The following is a 23250-nucleotide window of genomic DNA, read 5'->3' as shown; positions in this document are numbered from 1 at the left end:
CGGCTGTTCCCTCCCCGCCGACCCCACATCTGGAGACCCTCGATGCCCGACTACCGGCACGACCTGCTGTTCGGCGTGTTCCTGTCCCCGGCCGTCGCCGACATGCAGCGCACCCTGGAGAACGTCCGCCTCGCCGAGAGCGCCGGGCTCGACCTCGTCGGCATGCAGGACCATCCGTACCATCCCGGCTTCGCCGACACCCCGACCCTGCTCACCCAGATCGCCCTCGCCACCCGCACGCTCACCGTGTTCCCGGACGTGGCGTCGCTGCCGCTGCGCGGCCCGGTCACGCTCGCGTCCTGGGCCGCGACGCTCGCCGAGATCAGCGGCGGACGGGTCGCGCTCGGCCTCGGTTCCGGCGCGCACCAGGGCGGGATCGCCGCGCTCGGCGGACCGTCCTGGACGCCCGGCCAGCAGGTCCAGGCGCTGGACGAGGCCGTCCGGGTCGTCCGGGGCCTGCTGGACGGACGCCCCGGACACACCGTCGAGGGCGAGTTCTACCGGCTCCGCGACGCCCCGCCGATCCTCGGCCGGCGCGTCGAGGTCCCGCTCTGGCTGGGCGGGTACCGGCCGCGGACGCTGAACCTGATCGGCTGCCTCGCCGACGGCTGGATCCCGTCGTCGGCGTACATGGGACCGGGCGAGATGGCCGCCGCGACGCCGCTGGTGGACGAGGCCGCGACCGCCGCCGGACGCGACCCGGCCGCCGTCCGCCGCCTCTACAACATCGACGGGGTGTTCACGTCCGGCGCGTCCGGCGGCTTCCTGCACGGGCCGCCGAAGGTCTGGGCCGAGCAGCTCGCGGAGCTGGCGCTCGACCTCGGCGTGTCCGGGTTCGTGCTGGCGTCCGGGCGTCCGGGCGACATCGAGCTGTTCGCGCGGGAGGTCGTCCCGGCCGTCCGGGAGGAGGTGGACCGTGGCCGCAGTACCTGAACGGCCCCCGTACCCGCAGTTCACGCCGCGCGTCGAGGGCCTGACGCCCGCCGCGAAGCCGGGCCGGGTCACGACCGGCGCGCTCGCGGCGGTCGCGGCCGGGAACGCGCTGGAGTGGTACGACTGGTCGGTCTACGCGTTCGCCGCGCCGATGTTCGCGCACGCGTTCTTCCCGAAGGGGCAGCCCGCGACGGCGCTGATGGCGGCGCTCGCGACATTCGCCGTCGCGTTCCTGGCGCGTCCGGTCGGCGCGGCGGTGCTCGGGCGGCTCACCGACCGCTGCGGACGCCGCGCCGGCATGACCGTGTCCGTCTCGATCATGGGCGTGGCGTCCGTGCTGATCGCGGTGATCCCGACGTACGGGACGATCGGGATCGCCGCGCCGCTCGCGCTGCTCGTCCTGCGCTGCGCGCAGGGCGCGTCGTCCGGCGGGGAGGTCGGCGCGGCGGCGGCCTACCTCGCCGAGACCGCCCCGGCGGCGCGGCGCGGCCGGTACTCGGCGGTGTTCCAGCAGTCCACCGTGCTCGGGACACTCGCCGCCGCGCTCGCCGCGACCGGCCTGTCCGCCACGCTGACGCGCGCGGAGATGCACGCGTTCGGCTGGCGGATCCTGTTCGCCGCCGGCGGGCTCGCCGGGATCGCCGCGATCGTGCTGCGCCGCAAGCTCGCCGAGAGCTTCCTGTTCACCGCGCAGGACGGCGTGGACCGTCCGCTGCGCACGCTCCTGCGCGAGCACCGGCGGCCCGCGCTCCGGATCGCCGCGATGACGCTCGCGCCGACCATCGTCTTCTCCACCTGGGTCCTGCAACTGCCCGGCCTCGCCATGACCGAGGGCGGCCTGAGCGCCGGACGGGCCCTCGCCGCGAACTCGATCGCGCAGGCCACCATGTTCGTCGCCGTCCCGATCGCGGGACGGCTGTCCGACCGGTTCGGGCGCAGGCCGCTGCTGCTGGCGTTCGCCGCCGCGACGGTCGTCATCGCCGTCCCGGCGCTGGCCGTCCCGCCGCGCGGCTTCGGCGCGCTGCTGGTCATCGAGATGCTCGGACTGTGGGCGTTCGCCGGGTACGGCGCGATCGCCGCGACGGTCATGGCCGAGCAGTACCCGACCGCGCTCGTCCGGTCGGCCGGGATCGCGGTCCCGTACGCGCTGGTCGTCGCGGTGTTCGGCGGCACCGCGCCGCTGCTGGACGCCGTCCTCGCCCACCACGGGCAGGGCGCCTGGTTCGGCGCGTACGTCGCGCTCGCCGCCGCGATCAGCTTCGCCGCGTACGCGCGGATGCCCGAGACCAACGCCGTACGGCTGCGCTGAGAACGCTGGAGGTGATCGTGATGCCGGTGCGAGCGATACGCGGGGCCGTCCAGGCGGCGGCCGACCTGCCCGAGGAGATCACGGCGGCCGCCGCCGAGCTGGTGACCGAGCTGATGGTGCGCAACGGCCTGACCGGCGAGGAGATGATCAGCGTGATCCTCTCCGCGACCGGCGACCTGGACGCCGAGTTCCCGGCGCTGGGCGCGCGCAAGGCCGGTCTGACGGACGTGCCGCTCATGTGCGTCCGCGAGATGGAGGTGCCCGGCGCGATGCCGCGCGTGATCCGGGTCCTCGTCCACGTCGAGACCTCGTGCGCGCGCGACGAGATCCAGCACGTGTACCTGGGCGCGACCAAAGCCCTACGCCCCGACCTGCACCACGGGCCGCGGACGTGAATCCCGTGACTGCGGACCGCGCCGACGCGAGTCGCGCCGCTGCGGAGTGTGCGAGTGGGCGGCGGCGGGACGTGGGGGAGGCGCGGGGGCGGCGCGTGCTCGTCGTCGGGACGGGCCTGTTGGGGGCGTCGGTCGGCCTCGCGCTGAGCGGGTGCGGGAACGACGTCCAGCTCCTCGACACCGACCTGGACGCGGTCGCGGTCGCCGAGCGGCGGGGCGCCGGGCGCGCCTGGGACGGGACGCCGGTGGACCTCGCCGTCCTCGCCACCCCGCCGCACGTCGTCGCCGAATGCCTGGCGAAGCTCCAGCAGACCGGCGCCGCCGACGCCTACACCGACGTCGCGAGCGTGAAGCAGGCCGTCCTGGACGAGGCGGAGGAACTGGGCTGCGACCTGCGCCGATTCGTCGGCGGGCACCCGATGGCGGGCGGCGAGACGTCCGGTCCGGGCGCGGCCCGCGCCGACCTGTTCGCCGGACGCCCCTGGGCGCTGTGCCCCACGTCCGAGGTCGAGGACGACGCCATGGACGCCGTGCTGTGCGCGGTCTCCGCGACCGGCGCGCGGCCCGTCCTCTGCGCCCCGGCCGAGCACGACGCCGCCGTCGGCCTCGTCTCGCACGCCCCGCACATGGTCGCGTCCGCGCTGGCCGCGACCCTCCTCGACGCCCCGCCGCTCGCGCTGGACCTGGCCGGGCGGGGCCTCGCCGACACCACCCGCATCGCCGCCGGGGACGTCACCCTCTGGCGGCACATCGTCCACCGCAACCGCGCCCCGGTCGCCGACGCCGTCCGGCAGGTCGCCGACCGGCTCACCCGCCTGGCCGACGACCTGCGCGTGGGGGACGCCGACGCCGTCGAAGCCCTCCTCGCCGGCGGCGCCGCCGGCCGAGCCCGCCTCGGCTGACCCTCCGCTCGGGCCGGCCCGGGCCGGATCTCTAGGTGGTCTCGCCTGCTTGCTGCGCCTCGCGCAGGACTCGTTCCAGGCGCTCGCGGGCGACCTGGCCCGCGTCCTCGGCCGTCTGGAGGCGCAGGATGCGGGCCAGGTCGTGCCGGACGACCTCGGCCGCGATCTCCTCGGCCTTCAGCAGCTCCGACGCGCTGGAGTAGGCGGCCGAGACGTCCGGGAGGCTGCGGGTGAAGGTGCCCTCGTCGCCGCGCAGCCACGCGACCAGCCCCTCGCCCTCGGTGTCGCCGAGCCGGTGGAACAGGTCCGCGGCGTCGCGCAGGAGCCGCTCCTCGTCGCCGCCGTCGCCGGCGAGCTGGGCGCGGATGGCCAGCGACAGCGTCAGCGCCGCCTCGCCGCGGACGTTGCCGTCCCGCCGGACGCACTCCATCGCCGTGTCCAGCAGCGCCGCCCACTCGGGGAAGTAGTCGCCGGTCTCGAACAGCGGCAGCGGCGCGACCGCCAGCTCCCAGCACGCCTCGCTCAGCCGGTACTCGGCGGCGCGCCGGGCGAGCGCGGTGAGCAGCGGCAGCCGGGACGCGAGCCAGCCCTGCGCCGGACGGGTCACGTGCAGCGCCGGGGTCGAGTCCGGCGGCTGCCAGCGCGGGGCCTCGCCGCGCAGGCTGGCGTGGCGGCGGCCGTGCAGCATGGCGTGCGCGGCGTCGGTCGCGGCGAGCACCGCGCCGACCGCGCGCTCCAGCGCCTTGGCCCGTTCCACCTCCGACTCCTCCTGCTCCAGCCGCTCCCAGGAGAACGCCCGGACCAGCTCGTGCACGGTGTAGGTGTAGTGGCCCGAGCCGTCCATGCCCTCGACGGTCGCGAGGTGCGCCTCGACCAGGTCCTCCAGCGCCTCGGCCGCGCGCCGGACCGTTCCGCCGACCAGCGCCGCGCCCTCCCACGCCGAGAAGCACGCCGAGCCGAGCAGGCTCACCCGGCGCAGCAGCCGCTTGGCGTCCTCGGACAGCGGGTCGTAGCCGAGCTCCAGGCTGGACCGGATCTCGCAGCCCTGGATGGACAGCTCCGACAGCCGCTGCTGGATGTCGGCGAGCCGCGCCGCGAGCCGGCTGATCGGCCAGTGCGGGCGGGCCGCGAGGCGCGCGCCCGCGATGTCCAGCGCGAGCGGCACCCCGCCGCACAGCGTCGCGAGCTCGCGCACCGCGTCCGGCTCGGCGTCCACCCGCTCCGGACCGGCGTGCCGGGCGAGCAGCGCCCGCGCGTCGGCGGGGGTGAGCAGCGGCAGGTCGAGCCGCATCACCGCGGGCAGGACGGTCAGCTTCGACTGGCTGGTGATCAGTACCCGGCAGCCCGGCCCGCCCGGCAGCAGCGGGCGCACCTGCTCGGTGCCCGCCGCGTCGTCCAGCAGGACGAGCAGGCGGCGGTCGGCGGTCAGCGTCCGGTACGCCGACGCGCGCTCGGCGAGGCCCTCGGGGATCTCGTCCGGCGGCATCCCGAGACTGGTCAGGAACGTTCCCAGGACCCGTTCCGGATCGACCGGGCAGCGCCGCGCGCCGCCGAGGTCGGCGAACAGCTGGCCGTCCTCGAAGGACTCGGCCACCCGGTGCGCGACCTCCACCGCGAGCGCCGTCTTGCCGTGCCCGCCGCCCGCGCTGATCGCGACGATCCGCTCGCCGAGATCGTCGGTGAGCGCGCGCACCAGCGCCTCCACCTCCGTCCCGCGCCCGACCAGCGCCGCCGGACGCACCGGAAGCTGCCGGGGGACGCGGGTCCGGCTCGCGGGCGCGGGCAGCAGCGTCGAGTCGTGCCGCAGGATCTGCGTCTGGAGGTGCCGGACCTCGTTGCCCGGCTCCGCGCCCAGCTCGTCCAGGTTCCGGTGCAGGCGGGCGTACACGTCGAGCGCGTCGGACGAGCGCCCGGTCCGGTACAGGGCCAGCATCAGCTGCGCGTGGAACCGCTCGTTGTGCGGGTTCTCCGCGGCCAGGCCCTCCAGCTCGGCGGCGACCTCGCCGTGCCGCCCGCACTCCAGGTCGGCGGTGATGCGGCGTTCCAGCGCCGCGACCCGCATGCCGTCCCACAGCACCGCCTGCGACCGGACGACCTGGCTCGGCACGTCCTCCAGCGCGTCGCCCCGCCACAGCCCGAGCGCCCGGGACAGCAGGTCGGCCGCCGCGTCGGGACGGCCGTCGTAGAACGTCTGCCGCGCCTGCTCGACCTTCGCGCTGAACGCGAACGCGTCGATCCGCTCGTCGGCGACGTCCAGGAGGTAGCCGTGCGGATGCGTCACGATCAGCGGGCCGGCGCCGGACCGGTCGCTGTCGCCGAGCAGCGCGCGCAGCCGCGCGACGCCGGTCTGCGCCTGGTTGCGCGCCGTCTTCGGGGGATCGACGTCCGGGTAGAGGGCGTCGACGAGCTGGTCGAGCGTGACGACGGTGCGGGGCCGCAGCAGCAGCATCGCCAGCACCGTCCGGGCGCGGACGCCCGGGATCCGCACCGCCTCGTCCCCCCGCCAGGCCACGACCGGCCCGAGTATCCCAAACCGCACCGCTGGTTCCACTGCTCGCTCCCGTCGCACCGCGGGTCGCCACCGCGGCCGGTGTCCGCCGCGTCGCCGTCCGCGCGGGCTGTTCCGGCGGGACGGCGCACGCACAACACGCGGACAAGGGGGCGACAACCGCATCGGTCATCGTTGAAACAGTCGGAGAAAACGCACAGATCGCCTTCACGCAGGCACGCAGTGTGAAATTGTCACCCCTCGATGAAAACGTGCGCGTTACGGGAAGGTAAATCGGTATTCGGAATGTCTGCTATTGCAAATACTATACGGACAATAGCCGCCGAGCAGCAGCCGGATTGGCCCGATCCGGACGAGGCGCGCCGCGTCTCGGCCAAGCTCTCCGCCCTTCCGGGCCTGGTCACGGCCCGGCAGGTCCACGCCCTGTCGTCCCGTCTCGCGCAGGTCGCCGCTGGTAGGGCGCTGGTCCTCCAGGCCGGCGACTGCGCCGAGGACTTCGCCGAATGCCACGCCGGCCCGGTCGCCCGCAAGGCCGAACTCGTCCGCCGGCTCGCCGAGGTCATGGCGGACCGGAGTGGCCTCCCGATTGTTCGCGTCGGACGCATCGCCGGACAGTTCGCCAAACCCAGGTCGGAATCGTTCGAAACCGTGGCCGGCACAAAAATCCCCAGCTACCGGGGGCATCTCGTGAACGCCCCGGCGCCGGTCGCGGCCGCCCGCGTGCCCGATCCGGAGCGCATGCTGATCGGCTACCAGGCGGCGCGGCGCGTGCTGCGCTGCCTCGGCTGGATCGACGAACCCGGCTGCCGCGACAACGGCCTCTCCGGCGCCGTCCTGTGGAGCAGCCACGAGGCGCTCCTGCTCGACTACGAGCTGCCGATGCTCCGGGACTCGCGGCACGGGACCGTCCTCACCTCCACGCACTGGCCGTGGATCGGCGAGCGCACCCGCCGGCCGGACGGCGCGCACGTCGCCCTGCTCGCCCGCGCCGCCAACCCCGTCGCGTGCAAGATCGGCCCCCGCTGCACCCCGTCCGACCTGCTCGAACTGTGCTCGCTGCTGGACCCCGGCCGGGTCCCCGGACGGCTCACCCTCATCTCCCGCATGGGCGCCGACACCGTCGCCGGCGTCCTGCCCGAGCTCGTCGCCCGCGTCCGCGAGGCCGGGCACCCGGCGATCTGGCTCTGCGACCCGATGCACGGCAACACCTTCAAGCTGCCGAGCGGACACAAGACCCGCCGGGTCGAGGCCGTCGTCGCGGAGACCACCGCGTTCCGCGACGCCGTCCGCAGCGCGGGCGGGGTGGCGGGCGGCCTCCACCTGGAGGTCACGCCGGACGACGTCACCGAATGCATCGACGACGCGACCGACGCGTCCGCCCTCGAAACCCGCTACGGCTCGCTCTGCGACCCGCGCCTCAACCCCGCCCAGGCCGAAACGGTCGTCCGCGCGTGGAGGCCGTACTACCGCCTGGCCGCCTAGACGGTTCCCGGAAGCGGAAGCCGCTCGACGAGCATCGGGACGAACACCAGATTCGCGGCGACATGGATGGTGACGACGGCCCACATGGCGCGGAAGCGCGACCAGACGTAACCGAGCATCAACCCGAACATCCCCTGCACGGCCACGATGGTCGCGACGCCCAGCAACGGCGCGGACGCGTCGATGCGCGCCGAATGCATCGCGGCGAAGAGCAGCGCGGCCATCGTGATCCCGGCCCAGCGTCCGGCCAGGGCCTCCAGGCGCGTCTGGAGCCACCTGCGGTAGAAGAACTCCTCCAGCACGCTCGCGGTCAGCAGCGTGACGAGCGACCCGACGACGAGCGCGACCGGGTCGGGCAGGTCGTCCGGGAGCGGCATCCGCAGCGGGCTGAGCTGCGCGAGGACGAACCACACGAGAACGGCGGGCGCGGCGGCGAGGCGGCTCGCCTCGGGCAGCGCCACCCGGTCAGCGCGCGACAGGCGGAGGACGAGCAGGGGCACGGCCAGCAGGAAGACCAGCTTGAGCCCGATGTGCGCCAGCCCGTGCCCGGTGAAGAGAGCGGCGACCGCCATCGCGACCGCGCACCCGACGAGCGCAACCGTTTCGCCTACGCCACCGCGCGGTGGGGAGGGCAACGGCTGGGACCTCGACGGGACGAGGCGGGCGACCGCCATCGCCGCGAGCGCGGGAAGAGCCGCCGCCCACAGCGAGATCCGATCCGCGTCGGCATCGGCGGACGAGGCGATCCGCGTGTGCCCGGTCGCGATCAGCCAGGCGTACGCGGCGACGAACACGGCCGCCCCCGCGACCGTGACGAGACGGCCCGCCGACCTCGGACGCGTCGCGGGTTTCGAACGGACATCGAGCATGGTCACATGCTGCTGCGCGCTTTCCCCGCATGGCCTCCTCCGCTCGTCCGGACCTGGCGTGCATCGTTCGGAGGACGCCGCCGTCCGCGCAGAGGAGGCGCCGTCCGCGCAGAGGAGGCGGCGCGCACGCCGAGGAGGCGCCGTCCGCGCAGAGGAGGCGGCGCGCGCGCCGAGATCGGACGGGGATGCGAACGACCGGAAATCGATACGGGTATCACGTTCGGGTTACGCTTCACCGCCTGTGTCGAAGTTCCCCGGTGTGCGGCGGAATTGCTCGGGTTAGGGTGTAGGCCGCTTCTCGATCGGTCCGTCGAGGAATTCCGGGGGTGCGGTGACGCGTCCGAACGATCCGCCAGAACCACGTCACGCACCGGTCGACCGGCCGACTTCCTTTCCGTTTCGAGAACGCGAGGCGGGTGAGCGCGAGCGCTCGTCCCGATGGCTCGCCCGGCGGTGGCTGCTTCGCGACTCGCCGGAACCCAAGGCCGGGAACTGGCGTCTCATGACGGACGACTCTGCGAGACGGACGGGGCCCATGAAGAACGTCCTGGTGTGGTTGTCCGGAGCCGATCCCGAGATCCTGCGGCGCGCGACGACCGACCGCGCCAAATACGTCGGAATCGGCGGCGCGGTGCTCACCACGGCGACGCTCGCGTCGGTGTCGATGTTCTTCGCGCTGCGCATGGCGGTCGGCGCGGCGGTGTGGGCGGCCGTGCTGCTCGCGATGATGTGGTTCCTGGTCATCCTGAACCTCGACCGCTGGCTCGTCGTGTCCCTCACCCGCAGCCAGGGCAAGGTCCTGACGATCCTGCTGGCGCTGCCGCGCGTCGCGATGGCCCTGCTCTTCGGCGTGATCATCTCGACGCCGCTGGTGCTGCAGATCTTCAACGACGAGGTCGCGGTCGCGGTCGACAAGATCCACGACGAGGACTCCCGGAGGTTCCAGCAGAACCTCGACAACGGCCCGGACGCCCAGCGCATCCGCGTGCTGGAGCAGCAGGAGGCGCTGCTGCTGAAGCAGCGCACCGGCGACGGCCTCGCCAATCCCGAGGACGACCCGGAGATCAAGCAGCTCAGGGCCCAGCTCCCGCCGCTGCAGAAGGAATTCAACGACTACGACGACAAGGCCGCGTGCGAACTCACCGGCGACCGCTGCAACGGCACCAGCGGACGGAGCGGAGACGGCCCGCGCTACCAGAAGTTCGTCCGGCGGCGGGACGCGGCGAAAGCGCAGATCGACCAGATCAACAAGCGGATCGCGGCGAAGTCGTCCGCGCTGAACCAGGCCGCCGCGAAGAACAAGGACGTGCTGGTCGCGCAGGCGCAGCAGAAACTCCCCGGCGTGCAGAGCGAGCTGAAGACGCTCCGCGACCGGCAGCAGTCCGACCGCGCCGCGTTCGAGAAGAACAACAAGAACAACACCGGCCTGCTCATCCGGCTGAAGGGCCTGGACCGGGCGTCGGAGGGCGAGAGCCAGCTCCAGTGGGCGCGGTTCCTGCTGTTCCTGTTCATCACCGTCCTGGAGTGCCTGCCGATCATCGTGAAGGTGCTGTCGCTGTTCGGGCCGCCCGGCGCGTACGACGAGGCCGTGGAGAAGATCCGCGCGCGGGACCGGCTGCTGCTGGACGACCACGTCCGCAAGCAGGAGGGCGTCGGGCTGCGGGAGAACTCCGGCCACACCGACTTCGCGCGCCGCCTCCAGGAGCGCCGCGCCGAGCTGGTCGAGACGTCCGTCGGCGAGATCATCGAGGTGGAGCGGCGGCTCCAGCGGCTCGAACTGGAACGCTGGGAGAGCGAGCAGCTCCGCCGGTACGCCGCCGAGACCAACGGCCACTTCCCCGCGGCGTCTTCGGGCGGCCTCGCCCGTTCCGCCCCTCCCACCGCCTTCGGCCACGGTCCGGCCCCGTTCGAGTCCGCGCCGGGCGGCCCGGCCGGACCTGCGGGCCACATGCCCGGCGGCCCCACGCCTGCGGGCCGCGCGCCCGGCGCTCCCGGGCCGGTGGGGCACGTGCCGAGCGGCCCTGCGCATGTGGGGCACGGGCCCGGCGGCCTCGGGTTGAACGGGAACGCGCACTTCGGCCACATGCCGCCTGCCGCGGAAGCGGGAAACCGCGCCGGCGGTTCGGGCCTGACGTGGGAGCCGACCGTGCCGGACGGACCGAGCGGTGGTCCGGGCGGCGGTCCGAGCAGTGGTCTGAGCGGTGGGCCGAGCGGTGGTCCGACCGGCAACCGGATCCGTCCCGCAGGGGAGCGGGCCTACCCGGCGCCTGCCGCCCGGCCTCGGCGGGGACGCCTGCTGGGGAACCTGACCCGATGGTTCGGTGGACGGGACGGGCGGTGACCCGGATCCGTCAGGCGGGGGACTCCGATGGAACCTGACGCGCCGCCTCCCTGCCCGGTGTGCGGGACCGTCCCAGCCGCCGCCACCTGCGCGGAATGCTCCTGGACTCCCCCGCAGACCTCGGACGCCGCGCGCCTCGAAGCCGAGCTGAGCGAGGCGCGGCTCCGGTACGACCTGCGGGCCGCGGCGCGCGCGGGCGATGCGGCGCGGCCGTTCGTGCGCGGCGTCCCGGACGACGGGCAGTGGGCGCGGGCGCGCGAGGAGGCCGAGCGGGAACGCGCGCGGCTGCTCGACCAGTCGACGGCGGCGGTCTCGCCGCAGGTCGGCCGCTGGACGCTCCAGTTCGGCCGTCCCGATCTCAGCCGCGACCCGTCCACGTGGGCGACGCAGTGGGCGTTCGACGAGGTCGTCCGGTATGACGGCTCGTCTCCGGTGCTGATCGACGTCGGATCGGACGGCGTGTCGGTGCTGGTCGTCCGGCCCGACGCCGTGGACGGTCCGGGAGATCCGTGGTCGCGCGAGGACCATCCGTGGGAGCGCCTCACCTCCACGCCGCCCGGCGGCGGCCCGCTCGCGTCCGATCCCGGGGAGCGGGCGTTCCAGCTCGCGGGCGGTCTGCACGGCGTGGACCGGGCGCGGCTCGCCGGGGCGCTCGACCTCGGGCTCGCCCGGCTCGTCGAGCGGCTGCCCGCCGACGTCACCACGATGCTGGTCGACTCGGCGCCGGGCTGGGCCGTGCCGGGGACGGCGCTCGCCCGGCTGCGCGCGCTGCGTCCGGACGCGCGGGTCGTCCGCGCCGGACGGCCCGCCGCCGGCGAGCTGGCGGACGCGGTCGCCCGGATGCCGCTGCGCACCCCGTACTGGCTGGTCGTCGGGCAGTTCGAGGGTCCCGCCGCGCAGCCGGTGCTCGTCCCGCTGTTCCCGGCCGGGACGATGGCCGGGCAGGAGGCCGTGGTGCGGGTGGCGCGCGGCCCCGGCGGCGCGGACAACGACGTCGTCCTCGCGGTGGTCGCGGCGCCCGAGCATCCGGCGCTGATGTACGAGCCGCGGCCCGTCTCCGTCCTCGCGACGAGGCTGCCGCGCGGGACGCTGTCGCTGCGCGCCGCGTTCGACGGCCCCGGACGCGTCCGCTGGCCGGACCTCACCGACCTGCGGCCCGACGCGCGACCGCTCGACCAGCTGTACGCGCGGACGCGCACGTGTCCCGCCCCGCCCGCCGCGGTCGAGGTGCTCTTCGCGGTCGAGCTGGGCGGCCCGACCGGACCGGCCGCCACGCGCCGCGCGCTGCTCGCCGGCACGCTGGAGCTGATCGCGGCCGACCTGGGGGAGCGCGCGACGGTGTCGGTGCGCGGCTACCGCGAGCACTCGTTCGAGCTGGGCGAGGAGCTCGACGGCGTCGTCGAGGGCGTGTGGCGGGCCGACCCCGACCAGGCCCTCGACGCCTTCGCCGCGCTGCCGCACCGGCCGCAGCCGTACCAGTCCGACGCGGCGCCGCTGGAGGACGCGCTGGCCGAGATCGCCGACTTCCTGGAGCGGGAGCGGAACGCGCGCGGCTGGCTGCACGAGCTGCGCCATCCGCCGTTCCGCGTGCTGGCCGTCCTCGCGGGGCGTCCGCCGCATCCGCGCGGCCAGGGGCAGGACCGCCTGCGCGAGCTCGCGCAACCCTGCCCCCGCAAGGACGACTGGCGCGCGGCGGCCGACGCGCTGCGCCGCTCCGGCGTGCGGCTCGTCACCGTCCTCGACGGCGCGACCGACCCCGACCGCGACTACTGGACGGCGCTCGGCGCGCTGCGCGGGACCACCCTGGAGAGCCTGACGCCGCGCGCGCTGGCCGAGGCGATGGGGCTCGTCCCGCCCGGCGGCGCGAGCCTGCCGTTCCCGCTGATGGCACCCGTCCCCGTGAAAGGCGATCCCGCATGACCGACCCGACCGCACCGCCGCCGCCCGGGCCGGAGACCGCCGAGGCCGCGACCCCTCCGCCTCCGCGACCTCCCGTCCCCGCGCCCGCGCCGCCGGAGCAGGGCGAGCGGGCGGAGGACGAGCGTCCCGGACAGACCAGCATCGGCATCTGGGGCGCGCCGCAGAGCGGCAAGACGACGTTCCTCGCCGCGCTGCGCATCGCGATGAGCCTGGGGGAGCCGGGCTGGCGGCTGGACGGCGCGAACGACGGCTCGACCGCGTTCCTCGCGTCCAGCACCGACCAGCTCAGCGAGCAGCGCGTGTTCCCGTCCGCGACGACGTCCTCGGAGAAGCTGTCCTGGCGGCTGCACGGCACGCGCGAGGTGAGGGAGCGGACGAAGTGGTACCGCCCCGGCCGCAGGCGCAGCGTGCCCGTCCGGGTGAACCTCGACTTCGTGGACCCGCCCGGCCGCCTGTTCGACAGCCGCGCGGCGGCCGAGCCCGCGTCGTCGGCGTCCGGCGGCGGGGCGGCGCCGGGGTCCGGCGGCGGCCCGCGGTTCGCGACGGGCTCGCCCGAGCCGTCCCGGCGCGGGGAGGGCGGCGGCCGGGACCGGCGCGAGCTGGTCGAGCACCTCGCCGCGTGCGGCGGCCTGATCCTGCTGCTCGACCCGACCCGCGAGCGCGAGGCGCGCGACTCCTACCAGTTCTTCAACCGGACGATCCTGGAGATCAGCCAGCGCGCGCCGCAGAGCCGGAACGACCACTTCCTGCCGCACCACCTGGCCGTCTGCATCACCAAGTACGACCACCTGTGGGTGCGCGACATCGCCCGCGACGGCGGCTTCGAGTCGGTGACCGACCCGGAGTTCCTGTACCCGTCGGTGCACGCCGAACTCGCCGAACGGTTCTTCGAGGAGCTGTGCCGCGCGGACGGCATCGGTAACATCGACGCGATCCGCCGCGAGATCAGGCAGCACTTCTCCCCCGACCGCACCCGCTACTTCGTGACGTCCGCCGTGGGCTTCTACATCGATCCGCGAACCGGCAAGTTCGACGACGAGAACTACAGCAACCTCGTGCGCCGCACCCATCCGGACGGCTCGACCTCGATGCACCTGCGCGGCAAGGTCCGCCCGATCAACGTGATGGAGCCGATCATGTGGCTGGTGGACCGCCTCACCCGCGAGCCGTCGTCCGGCGCGTCCGGGCTCGGCGCGTCCGGCGCGCCCGGGCTCGGCGGACCGGGCTTCGGACGCGGCAGCGGGAGCGGGGGATGATCGGTCTCTCCGCCGGATGGGCCGTGCGCGGCAAGACCCCCGGCAGCTACGACGACTACGGGATCCTCGGCAGCGGTGGCGGTTTCGGCCCGGACGACTACACCGCGATCCTCGACCGCTACACGCTCGGCAACCCGCCGCCGGAGCGGAGCGGCCCCGAGGCGCTCCCCTGGATCAGCCTCACCGAGGTTGTGGACGACCGCGGCAGTTACCTTGGCGTCGCCATACACGACTGGACGGACGACACCGACGCGGCGGGCCGTCCTATCGTCCGGACCCGGTACGGCTGTTTTCCGTACGACCAGTTCGTCCGGACCCCGGTTTCTTATGCGAGCCTCGTGCGCGCGGTATCCGGCCTCGGCTCGGACGGTTTCGCGCCCAACGCTCTCGACGTCCCGGCCTACGCGCCCGAGGACATCGTGCGCGACATCGAGGACGGCAACTGGCTCGGACGGGCCGCGACCGTCGCGGCGCTGCTCCTGGAAGGCCCCGTCACGATCACCGGCGCGGACGACCTGGACCACACCGTCCGGCTCCGTTTCCTGGACGCCGTCGCCGCGCTGCTCCCCTTCGGCTGGCGTCCCGGCTTCACCGCCGCGACCTGGCTGCGCGGAGGGAATTCCACGATCCGCCTCACGTTCGCCTACCAGCCGCGTCCGGGGGATTTCGAACTCGACTGGCGCGTCGCGGAGCCGCAGCCGCCCGCCGACGCGCGTCTGGCCGTCGCGTACGCGCACGAGCTGCGCCGCTCGGTCGCCCATCGCAGCCTGCTGGAGGTGGTCGCGTACCTGTCCACCCGTGGCGACTCCATGGTGAACGTGGATCCGAGCCGCGCCTACGAAATGCTGGTGGATCTGGACCGTCCGGCTCTCGTCCTGGACCGCGTACGGCGCAACGAGGCCGACGCCTCCGAAGTCGCGGCGCTGCTGGAAAGCGGACGCTACAAGGAGCTTCCGCGTAAGAGCGACCACGAATTGCTTCTCGCGGCACTGATTCGCCTAGGCGGGGGACTGCACTCCGTCGAAAACGTCTGGCGCGAGCTCGGCGTGGGCGTTCCCAGCGAACCGTGGCGCGCGATCGTTGACCAGGTTCTGCGACGCGTCCGGAACGCTCCTCCGGAAGACGCCACTCCCTACCTGCGCCTAGCGGAAGCCCTTGGCCACACCGACCAACTCCTAGCGGAACTGGTCGGAACCTCCCGCGACCCGAGGCTCGGCTTGGCACCGATTCAAGCCACGGCAAACCTCATCGAACGCTGGACGGACCCCTTCTCGGCCGATCGTCCGGCGACCCTCCGCGCCCTCCGCGGCCAGTCCGCCCTCATATGCGCGCTCGTAGGCGACCTCGACAGGGGCGGCGTCCAGCGCGAGGACGCCTGGCTCGACCTGCTGGCGGGCGTCGCCCCCGACAGCCTCCTGCACCCCTTCCACGCGCTGCGCGTTCCCGACATGACCGTCACGCTCGGCGAGATCGCCGCGTTCGCGCGGCACGGCGCGGACTGCGTGGCGCTGCTGGTCGCCTCGGCGGCCCGGCGCGGACGCCTCGACCGTCTCGCCGCTGTCCTGATCCGCTGGGTGACCGGGCTCCCCGCGTCCGAGCGCGCCGACTGGCTCGACCGGCTGCACGACGTCCGGCCCGTCCAGGGCGCGGACGCCGCCGTCCTCGACGTCCTGCGGATGAGCGCGGGCCGGGCGCCCGTCCACCTGGAGACCCCCGACCGCCACGCCTACACGGCCACCTTCCGGCAGCTCGTCACCGACGAGTCGCTGCACCGCTTCGGCGGCCACGTCCAGTACGCGCTGGTCGAACACCTGAAAGACCAGAAATGGGCCCGCGACCCCGACCAGGTCGGCATGGTCATCGCGCTCACCGAGGCGCTCTGCGAGGTCGAGGGCCAGAACCGCGCGGCCATGGTCGAGGCCGTCCTGCGCGGCCGGGCGGCCAATCCCGACATGGTCGACTGGCCCGTCTACCGCCGCTGGTGGCCGGACGCCGCCGCCCGCTTCCCGGGCGTCGCGGCCGACGAGTACCGGACGGTCCTGTGCGCCGTCCCGTACGACTCGTCCCTGCACGGCGTGGGCCGCCTCATCGCCGAGGCCACCGCGCGCGGCATCGCCCCGATGACCCTGCTGCGCCACCTGGACGGCTCGGCCTGGCCGCTCACCGGCCCCGCCCTCCTGGCCGCCGTCCTCGAAGCGCGCATGTTCGCCGTCCACCGCTTCGACGACACCCTCGGCCAGGCGGACGAGGCGGCGCGCCGCCTCATCAAGACCGCGCACGACGCGTCCCCGAGCCTCGGCTACGAGCTCCGCGACGCCGTGGACGCCCGCCTGCTCAGCGAGCTCGGCCTCCACCTGAACCTCGCCGAGGCGACGTCCCTGACGGCGGACCAGGAGGACCTCGACCTCACCGACCGCGCCCGCAGGACCCTGGAGGCGATCGAAGCCAAGATCCGCTCCCTCCAGGGCCGCCGGGGCCTGCTCGGCCGCCGCAAGAACTGACCGTCAGCGCCCTTCGAGCTTCCGCAGGTGCTCCGGCGGCTCGATCCCGGCTGGCAGCGCCGGATCGGCCTCCAGCTCGCCCCACGACGTCCGCAGCGGCAGCACCCCGGCCCACAGCCCGAGCGCCGCGTCCGGCCCGTCCCCGTCGTCCGGCGGCCCGACCCGGATCTTGACCGACGCCTCCTCCAGCGACAGCGCCAGCAGCGCCGTCGCCGCCATCTCCTTCTTGTTCGGCCGCCGCGCGTAGTCCCACTGCCCCGGCGCCGAGTGCTCGCTGAGGACCCGCAGCCCCTCCAGCTTCTCCGCCGGATCGAGCAGCACCCGCGGCGTCCCGTAGATCATCGCGCTCCGGTAGTTGACCCCGTGCTCGAACAGCGACCGCGCGAGCACCAGCCCGTCCACGTGCGTCACCGTCACGCACACCTCCCCGAGCGGCCCCGCGAGCAGGCTCCGGCTGGCCACCGACCCGTGGAAGTACAGCGTCTCCCCGTCACACCCGTACACGGTCGGCACCACCATCGGCGCCCCGTCCACCACGACCCCCACATGGCAGACGAACCCCGCCGCCAGGATCGCGTCGAGCTCCCCCCGCTCCCGCCTCCCCTGCGCCCGCAACCTCCGATGCCGCGTCCGCTCGTTCTCCGGCAACAACGAATCCATGCCCGCCTCCGGGGAGAATCTCGACCAACCCAAAGATCATCCCCCACTCCCCGCCCCGCCGGGTCCCGCCGCGAAACTCCCCGACAGACCGCCGCCCTGGCCCCGCAGGACGACCCGCCCCCCGAACCCGCCGCGCTCCCCGGCCTTCGCTGCGCGGGCGGCCTCGAGCTCGGCGGGCGCCATGCCGTGCCAGGCGGCCAGCGCGTGCAGGACCTCCAGGACGTCGGCGAGCTCGGCCGGATCACCGTCCGCGAGGTACTCGTCCACCTCCTCGCGCAGCTTCGCCCGGAGCAGGCCCGCGTACTCCTCGGCGGACGCGGTGCGGACGTCCGGGACCCGGCCGCCGCTCCGGATGATCTCGGGAATGCGGTCGCGCACGAGCTTCTCGCCCGCCTGGTCGGTGGCCATGCCGCGATCCTACGAAGGCGCCGCGCCGTCAGCTCACGATGTCCGCGTAGACCCGCTTGATGAACGTCGTCCAGACGCCCGGAACGCCCGGATCGTGGTTGTTCCTGGCGAGGGTCAGCGCCAGGGTCCGCTTCAGCGGATGCGGGGATTTCATGATCTCCTCGTTCCGCATCGCCAGCCGCGCCATCTGGTCCCCGGTCGGCAGCCGGGTTCCTTTGCCGAGGTTGCAGGCGCGGTGCGACGGGGCGAGGTTCCAGACCGAGTCCAGGTCGGGGCCCGTCCACCGTCCGGCCTTCCCGTAGCGGTTCATCAGGAAGAACGGGAACAGGTGCTCGACGTCGTCCTCGTCCCCCGGCGTGAGGACCTGGTCGCAGAGCAGGCACCGGCCGTGGCGGAAGCCGCTCAGGGCAGCCCTGACGCCGGCGACCGGACGGCGGCGGCGCTTGTCGTAGAGCCGCTGCTCGGCATGGTCGACCACCAGTCCGTCGGCCATGAGCGAGGCCCCGATCCCCGTGGAGAACGAGGTCTCGACGATGCTCCACCGGGCGGACAGCTCGTCGCCCAGCAGGGCGGCCTGCTCCGACCGCGCGACGGCCCGCAGCTCCGGCGTCAGCAGGACGACGCGGTCCCGCCGCGATCCCCTCAGCTCGTAGAAGCGGTGCGGGATCTCGCCGCCCGCGACGTTGTGGAACTTCTGCATGACCATGCGGGGCATGTTGACCATCGCCGCGTCCACGAGCTTCTCGGTGGGACGGCCGATCCCGCGGCTCTCCTCGGCCTCGGCCGCGGCCAGTGCGAGGAAGTCGTTCTCGCCCTGCGGCGCCTTCGGGGATGCCTGTGGGGCCTGGGCGATGTGGTCGAGCAGGCCGGACGAGTAAGCGAGGGCGAGCTCCGCCAGCGGGATCTCGGTGCGGTCTTCTCCCGCCGCGCGGAGCAGGGCATCCCCGAGCGCGAACTTGTAGGTGCGCGAGTTCGCGCCCATCAGGACGGCCATCCGCCAGGAGGCGAGGGGAGTCGGATCCACTCGGAAGAAGTCGGTGCTGATCATGACCAACCCCCGCGATGTTGGATGAGGGGTTGTAAGTCTATGAAGTCCGACATCTGATCGGCGGGGGCGCGGGCGCGGGCGGGCGGGGCTGGTGGGGGCGGAGGCGCGGTCCTACGCTGGCCGGGTGGATGCGCGGGGTTGGGATGAGCGGTACGCGGGGCGGGAGCTGCTGTGGTCGGCCGGGCCCAATCGGTTCGTGGCCGAGGAGTGCGCGGACCTGGTGCCCGGACGGGCGCTCGATCTGGCCTGCGGGGAGGGACGGAACGCGCTCTGGCTGGCCGGGCTCGGGTGGACGGTCACGGCGGTGGACTTCTCGGAGGTGGCGGTCGGGCGGGCCCGGGAGCTGGCGGAGCGGCGGGGGGTGACGGCGGAGCTGCTGGTCGAGGACGTGACCGCGTGGACGCCGCCGAAGGGCGCTTTCGATCTCGTCGTGATCGCGTACCTGCATCTGCCGGAGATGGGGGACGTGCTGCGGCGGGCGGCGGAGGCGCTGGCGCCCGGCGGGGTGCTGGTGTTCGTCGGGCATGATCGGACGAACCTGAGCGAGGGCGTGGGCGGGCCGCAGGACCCGGCGGTGCTGCACACGCCGAGCGGGGTCGCGGCGGCGCTGCCGGGGCTGACCGTCCAGCGGGCCGAGCGGGTGCGGCGGGCCGTGGAGGTGGACGGCGAGGAGCGGGACGCCGTGGACACGCTGGTCCGGGCCGTCCGGCCGCCCTGCCGGTGATCCGGCCGCCGGCCGGAGAAATTTCGGCGGTGGGGAATGTCCGGTGGGGGGTGGCCGTTACATCTGACGTGGCCGATGTGCCTGGTGTCCCCGGGCCTCATCTATCGCCTTCACGGAATACCGTTCGGCTGGAGCCGTGTTGAGCATCTCGCCGAGAGGCGACCCGCGCATCGGTCAGAATTGGCGGAACCCCGCCGGGATCACGGTCCCGGCGGGGTTTCGTTCGTCCGGGCCTGGGAGACTCGGCGCCATGGGTCTCGCTTCGCAGCTGGAAGAGCTCGGTCTGCCGTGGGTCGAGCGGCAGCTCCGGCATCCGACCGTGGCGGGGATCGCCCGCGGTGATCTCGACGATGCGGTGTTCCGGTCATGGCTGGAGCAGGACTACCTCTTCCTGCTCGACTACGTGCGCGTCTTCTCGCGGCTCGCGTGGCAGGCGCCGTCCGCGCACCTCGGTGATCTCGTCGACCTCGCGCACGCGACGTTCCACGAGGAGCTGAGCCTGCACCGGGGTCTCTCCTCGGAGTTCGGCGCCGACCTGGACGGGGCGCGGAAGGGCGCGCCGTGCGCCGCCTACACCGAATTCCTGTTGGACTCCGCGGCTGGTTATGGCGAGGGGCTCGCCGCCCTCTATCCGTGTATGTGGGGGTATTCGACCCTCGGTGCGCGGCTTGCCGTGGACCCGCCGTCCGAGCCCCGGTACCGGCGCTGGGTGGACACCTACGCCGATCCCGGATTCGCCGAGCTGACGCGCCGCATCGCCCAGATGATCGACGAGGCCGCCCCCGACCCCGGACGCGCCGAGACCCTCTTCCTCGAAGGCATGCGGCACGAACTGGCCTTCTGGGACGTCCCTCTGTAGGGGGTGGTCGCGGATCCGCGTCGATCGAGCACGTAGCGTGATCGCCATGGAGATCGCGCTGGGGCTGCCGGAGGAGGCGCGCCGGGCCGCCGCCGAGCTGTACTGGGAGGCGTTCGAGCGCGAGCTCACGCCGGTCGTCGGTGGTCCGCACGCCGTCGACACGATCGCGGACGGCCTGCACCTCGACCGCGTCATCGGGGCGTGGGACGGCGGGGAGCTGCTGGGCATCGCGGCCGTTCGAGACCGGTCCGGGCCCGTCCTGGAATGGGACGCGCGGAGGCTGCGCCGCGATTTCGGTCCGCTGCGCGGGCTGTGGCGGACGGTCCTGAGCACGATGCTCGACGCGAAGGCGCGGCCGGGCGAGCTGCTCCTGGACTCGCTCGCCGTGTCGTCCGCCGCGCGCGGCAAGGGAGTCGGCACGAAGCTGCTCCAGGCCACGGTGGACGAGGCGCGGCGGCGCGGGCTGCGGCGCGTCCGGCTGGAGGTCGTCGACACCAACCCGAGGGCGCGCGCCCTTTACGAACGTTTCGGATTCCGTTGGGACCGCACGGAACGCACGCCCTACCTGCGGAAACTGATGGGGTTCAGTTCGGTGGACGACCTGGTCCTCGACGTTCGCGCCGACCGGGCGAACGCGCCGCGCCCATCGTGACCGTCATCGGACAGCGCCCCTGGTGGAGGCCGGAATCGGACGAGCCGCGCCGTCAACGATCGGGCAGGCCGAGGCGACGGGTGGGGCGAGATGGTAAGGCTGGGCGGGGTGCGGTGCTGGCGCGGGTGGGTCAGTAGGCGCCGTTGCCGCTGACGACGGCTCGGGCCGTCCGCCACAAAATCTGCAGGTCGAGCAGCAGCGACCAGTTCTCGACGTACTGGAGGTCGAGCCGGACGGCCTCGTCCCAGGTCAGATCGGAACGGCCGCTGACCTGCCACAGACCGGTCAGGCCGGGCTTGACGGCCAGCCGCCGGTACACGTCCTGGCCGTACTGCTCGACCTCCTCGGGCAGCGGCGGACGCGGCCCGACCAGGGACATCTCGCCGCGCAGCACGTTGAACAGCTGCGGCAGCTCGTCGATCGAGTAGCGGCGCAGGACGCGGCCGATGCGCGTCACCCGGGGATCGCGTTTGAGCTTGAACAGCACCGAGCCGTTCTCCACCCGCGTGGTCAGCTCGATGCGGCGGTGCTCGGCGTCGGTGACCATCGTCCGGAACTTGACCATCCGGAAGCGGCGTCCGGCGCGTCCGATCCTGGTCTGGAGGAAGAACGCCGGGCCGGGGTCGGTGGTCCGGACGGTCAGCGCGACCACGATCAGCAGCGGCGACAGCGCGATCAGCAGCAGCGCGGCCGTCACCCGGTCGAAGACGGCCTTCGCGGCGCGGGCCGGACCGGTCAGCTCGGGGTGGTCGATGTGCAGCAGGGAGAACCCGGCCACCGGACGGATCGTCAGCCGCGGGCCGGCCACGTCCAGGAGGGCCGGAGAGACGAAAAGGTCGGTCCGAAACTTCTCCAGCCGCCAGGCGAGCCGGCGGAGCCGGACCCCGCCCAGCTCGACGCAGGGCAGCACCGCGACCGCGTCCGCGTGGCAGCGCTCGACCACCTCGGGCACGTCCTCGAACCCGCCGAGGACCATGATCCCCTCGACCGACTCGCCGGGCGGCTCGGGCGCGCAGACGCCGACCACCTGCATGCCGTGATGGGGTCTCAGGGACAGCTCGCGGACCAGGTCGGCGACGCCGTCGCTGTGCCCGACCGCGACCACGCGGCGCATGCAGTCGCCGCGGTCGCGGGCCCGGTGCAGGCGGCCTCGCGCGGTGTAGCGCGCCAGCACGTCGAGGGCCACGAGCAGCGGCAATGCGAGGATCACATAACCGCGCGCGACTTCCGCCTTGGTCGCGTAGGAGAGGATCGCCACCGCTGCCGTCAGCGAGATACCCGCATTCAGTACCTTCCGATATTCGGCCGCTCCGCTGCCCAGAAATCGATGATCGTATCCGCCCGCGAACGACAGCCAGGGCACCCAGAGCAGCGGCAGGCCGATCGCGAGCAGGATGTCGGGCCAGCGTCCGCTCTCGTCCCAGCCGGTGAACCGGAGCGCGAAACCGGCGACGCCGGCGGTGGCCGCACAGGCCAGGTCCAGCACGACGAGGACCTGTACGTACCGGGCGAACCAGGACGCACGAGTCGCCAGCCGGTTGCCAGTACCCGAGTTAACGCCGTCAATAACGGTCACTTGTGGTGCCCCCGAAAACAACGTCTTTTGCCCTGAAAAGCCATTCCGTCGGATGTGTGCGCGTTGCACGGTTTCCGAGTGTCGTGGCAGAGCTGACTGGGCCATTGATAACCCGCCGTCGGCGCGCGGCAAAGCGGGATCCAGTGGCCGTATGTGGTCAGTGCGAAATTGCAGGAAATTGTGAACGACGTCGCTATTGTCTGTCGCGTCGGGGTGGCAGGAGGGGTATCGGGGTGCGCGCGGTCATCAATCTCACGGTGCACGGCATCGGCTCGCGAACCGGCCGGACGCTGGAGCCGGACGAGGGCGCGACCTGGGTCGACGTCGAGCGGTTCGAGCAGGTCCTGGACGCGGTCGCGGGCCGCCCGGACGTCCGGCTCACCTTCGACGACGGCAACGCCTCCGACCTCGACACCGCCCTGCCGCGGCTGCTCGAACGCGGCCTGACCGCCGAGTTCCACGTGCTCGCCGGACGCCTCGGCGAACCCGGCCGGCTCACCGCCGACGGCGTCCGGGAACTGGCGAAAAGCGGTATGACCATCGGTTCCCACGGCTGGGCGCACCGCGACTGGCGCCGGCTCACCGCCGCGCAGGTCACCGAGGAACACGTGCACGCGCACCGCGTCCTGGAGGACATCACCGGCGAACCGGTCACGCGCGTCGCCGTCCCTTTCGGCTCCTATGACCGGCACGTCCTGCGCCGCCTCCGGCGCGCCGCGGTCGCCCGCGTCTACACGAGCGACGGCGGCCCGGCCCGTCCGGACGCCTGGCTCCAACCGCGCACCAGCCTGCGCCACGACCTCGACGACGCGTGGATCGCCCGCGTCCTCGCCCCGTCCGCTCCCGCCCTACGCCTGCGCCGCACCGCAGCACGCCTCGTCAAGCGCACTCGCGGAAGGTGACCGA

19 protein-coding genes are annotated in these 23250 nt (G+C 73.5%); 13 read left to right on the top strand and 6 right to left on the bottom strand.

Going from position 1 to position 23250, the window contains the following annotated elements:
- Window positions 1-42 precede the first annotated feature (42 nt).
- The 4 genes from ACFPCY_RS14910 (at window position 43) to ACFPCY_RS14895 (ending at window position 3539) form a co-directional block, all read left to right on the top strand.
- Window positions 43-933, top strand: coding sequence for an LLM class flavin-dependent oxidoreductase (locus tag ACFPCY_RS14910; RefSeq protein ID WP_378255434.1), 891 nt, complete (start codon window positions 43-45; stop codon window positions 931-933).
- Complete coding sequence (locus ACFPCY_RS14905) at window positions 917-2242, top strand: MFS transporter (RefSeq protein ID WP_378255432.1); 1326 nt, start codon at window positions 917-919, stop codon at window positions 2240-2242. Before ACFPCY_RS14910 ends, ACFPCY_RS14905 begins: the two co-directional genes overlap by 17 nt.
- Before the next feature lie 20 nt (window positions 2243-2262).
- The gene (gene aroH / locus ACFPCY_RS14900) at window positions 2263-2637 is read left to right on the top strand and encodes a chorismate mutase (RefSeq protein ID WP_378255430.1); all 375 of its coding nucleotides are present in this window, start codon (window positions 2263-2265) and stop codon (window positions 2635-2637) included.
- A 71-nt stretch (window positions 2638-2708) separates the two neighbouring features.
- Window positions 2709-3539 (top strand): prephenate dehydrogenase, encoded by an 831-nt coding sequence (locus ACFPCY_RS14895; RefSeq protein WP_378255428.1) that lies wholly within the window; start codon window positions 2709-2711, stop codon window positions 3537-3539.
- Window positions 3540-3570: 31 nt separating this feature from the next.
- Here ACFPCY_RS14895 and ACFPCY_RS14890 read toward each other — a convergent pair whose 3' ends face one another.
- A complete protein-coding gene (locus ACFPCY_RS14890; RefSeq protein ID WP_378255426.1) occupies window positions 3571-6078 on the bottom strand; it encodes an AfsR/SARP family transcriptional regulator in 2508 nt (835 codons plus the stop codon).
- Between the two features lie 255 nt (window positions 6079-6333).
- On the opposite strand from ACFPCY_RS14890, the gene ACFPCY_RS14885 reads away from it, so the two are divergent.
- On the top strand, window positions 6334-7530 hold the full coding sequence (locus ACFPCY_RS14885) for a 3-deoxy-7-phosphoheptulonate synthase (RefSeq protein WP_378255424.1): 1197 nt from the start codon (window positions 6334-6336) through the stop codon (window positions 7528-7530).
- Here the strand turns inward: ACFPCY_RS14885 and ACFPCY_RS14880 are convergent.
- Window positions 7527-8399 carry a CPBP family intramembrane glutamic endopeptidase gene (locus ACFPCY_RS14880; protein WP_378255423.1) on the bottom strand — a complete coding sequence of 291 codons (873 nt, stop codon included), beginning with the start codon at window positions 8397-8399 and terminating at the stop codon, window positions 7527-7529. The two genes, ACFPCY_RS14885 and ACFPCY_RS14880, sit on opposite strands and share 4 nt — an antisense overlap.
- A gap of 535 nt (window positions 8400-8934) precedes the next feature.
- Here ACFPCY_RS14880 and ACFPCY_RS14875 point away from each other — a divergent pair.
- The 4 genes from ACFPCY_RS14875 to ACFPCY_RS14860 are packed head-to-tail and all read left to right on the top strand — an operon-like array spanning window position 8935 to window position 16417.
- Window positions 8935-10740, top strand: a complete 1806-nt coding sequence (locus tag ACFPCY_RS14875; protein ID WP_378255421.1) for a DUF4407 domain-containing protein — start codon at window positions 8935-8937, stop codon at window positions 10738-10740.
- A gap of 27 nt (window positions 10741-10767) precedes the next feature.
- Complete coding sequence (locus tag ACFPCY_RS14870; RefSeq protein ID WP_378255419.1) at window positions 10768-12660, top strand: hypothetical protein; 1893 nt, start codon at window positions 10768-10770, stop codon at window positions 12658-12660.
- Complete coding sequence (locus ACFPCY_RS14865; protein ID WP_378255418.1) at window positions 12657-13916, top strand: hypothetical protein; 1260 nt, start codon at window positions 12657-12659, stop codon at window positions 13914-13916. Before ACFPCY_RS14870 ends, ACFPCY_RS14865 begins: the two co-directional genes overlap by 4 nt.
- Window positions 13913-16417: a hypothetical protein gene (locus tag ACFPCY_RS14860; RefSeq protein ID WP_378255416.1), complete on the top strand. Its 2505-nt coding sequence runs from the start codon at window positions 13913-13915 to the stop codon at window positions 16415-16417. The genes ACFPCY_RS14865 and ACFPCY_RS14860 overlap by 4 nt, the downstream gene beginning before the upstream one ends.
- Window positions 16418-16420: 3 nt before the next feature.
- Here the strand turns inward: ACFPCY_RS14860 and ACFPCY_RS14855 are convergent, their stop codons facing one another.
- Genes ACFPCY_RS14855 through ACFPCY_RS14845 form a run of 3 tightly spaced genes read right to left on the bottom strand, consistent with a single transcriptional unit; the run spans window position 16421 to window position 18533 of the window.
- Complete coding sequence (locus ACFPCY_RS14855; RefSeq protein ID WP_378256429.1) at window positions 16421-17068, bottom strand: pyridoxamine 5'-phosphate oxidase family protein; 648 nt, start codon at window positions 17066-17068, stop codon at window positions 16421-16423.
- Window positions 17069-17113: 45 nt separating this feature from the next.
- Window positions 17114-17485, bottom strand: a complete 372-nt coding sequence (locus ACFPCY_RS14850; protein ID WP_378255414.1) for a nucleoside triphosphate pyrophosphohydrolase — start codon at window positions 17483-17485, stop codon at window positions 17114-17116.
- A gap of 28 nt (window positions 17486-17513) precedes the next feature.
- On the bottom strand, window positions 17514-18533 hold the full coding sequence (locus ACFPCY_RS14845; protein WP_378255412.1) for an HNH endonuclease: 1020 nt from the start codon (window positions 18531-18533) through the stop codon (window positions 17514-17516).
- Between the two features lie 124 nt (window positions 18534-18657).
- Between ACFPCY_RS14845 and ACFPCY_RS14840 the strand changes: the two genes are divergently transcribed.
- From ACFPCY_RS14840 to ACFPCY_RS14830, 3 genes are all read left to right on the top strand, one after another.
- Window positions 18658-19257, top strand: a complete 600-nt coding sequence (locus ACFPCY_RS14840; RefSeq protein WP_378255410.1) for a class I SAM-dependent methyltransferase — start codon at window positions 18658-18660, stop codon at window positions 19255-19257.
- Between the two features lie 250 nt (window positions 19258-19507).
- Window positions 19508-20116, top strand: coding sequence for a TenA family protein (locus tag ACFPCY_RS14835; RefSeq protein WP_378255408.1), 609 nt, complete (start codon window positions 19508-19510; stop codon window positions 20114-20116).
- Between the two features lie 46 nt (window positions 20117-20162).
- A complete protein-coding gene (locus ACFPCY_RS14830) occupies window positions 20163-20768 on the top strand; it encodes a GNAT family N-acetyltransferase (protein WP_378255405.1) in 606 nt (201 codons plus the stop codon).
- A 130-nt stretch (window positions 20769-20898) separates the two neighbouring features.
- On the opposite strand, the gene ACFPCY_RS14825 is transcribed toward ACFPCY_RS14830, so the two are convergent.
- Window positions 20899-22344 (bottom strand): sugar transferase, encoded by a 1446-nt coding sequence (locus ACFPCY_RS14825; protein ID WP_417281565.1) that lies wholly within the window; start codon window positions 22342-22344, stop codon window positions 20899-20901.
- Window positions 22345-22577: 233 nt separating this feature from the next.
- Between ACFPCY_RS14825 and ACFPCY_RS14820 the strand changes: the two genes are divergently transcribed.
- Window positions 22578-23246, top strand: coding sequence for a polysaccharide deacetylase family protein (locus ACFPCY_RS14820; protein ID WP_378255401.1), 669 nt, complete (start codon window positions 22578-22580; stop codon window positions 23244-23246).
- Window positions 23247-23250 lie beyond the last annotated feature (4 nt).

The sequence above is a fragment of the Actinomadura gamaensis genome, assembly GCF_042652125.1.
GTDB classification, from domain to species: domain Bacteria; phylum Actinomycetota; class Actinomycetes; order Streptosporangiales; family Streptosporangiaceae; genus Spirillospora; species Spirillospora gamaensis.
This window is presented reverse-complemented; position numbering and strand designations above follow the sequence as displayed.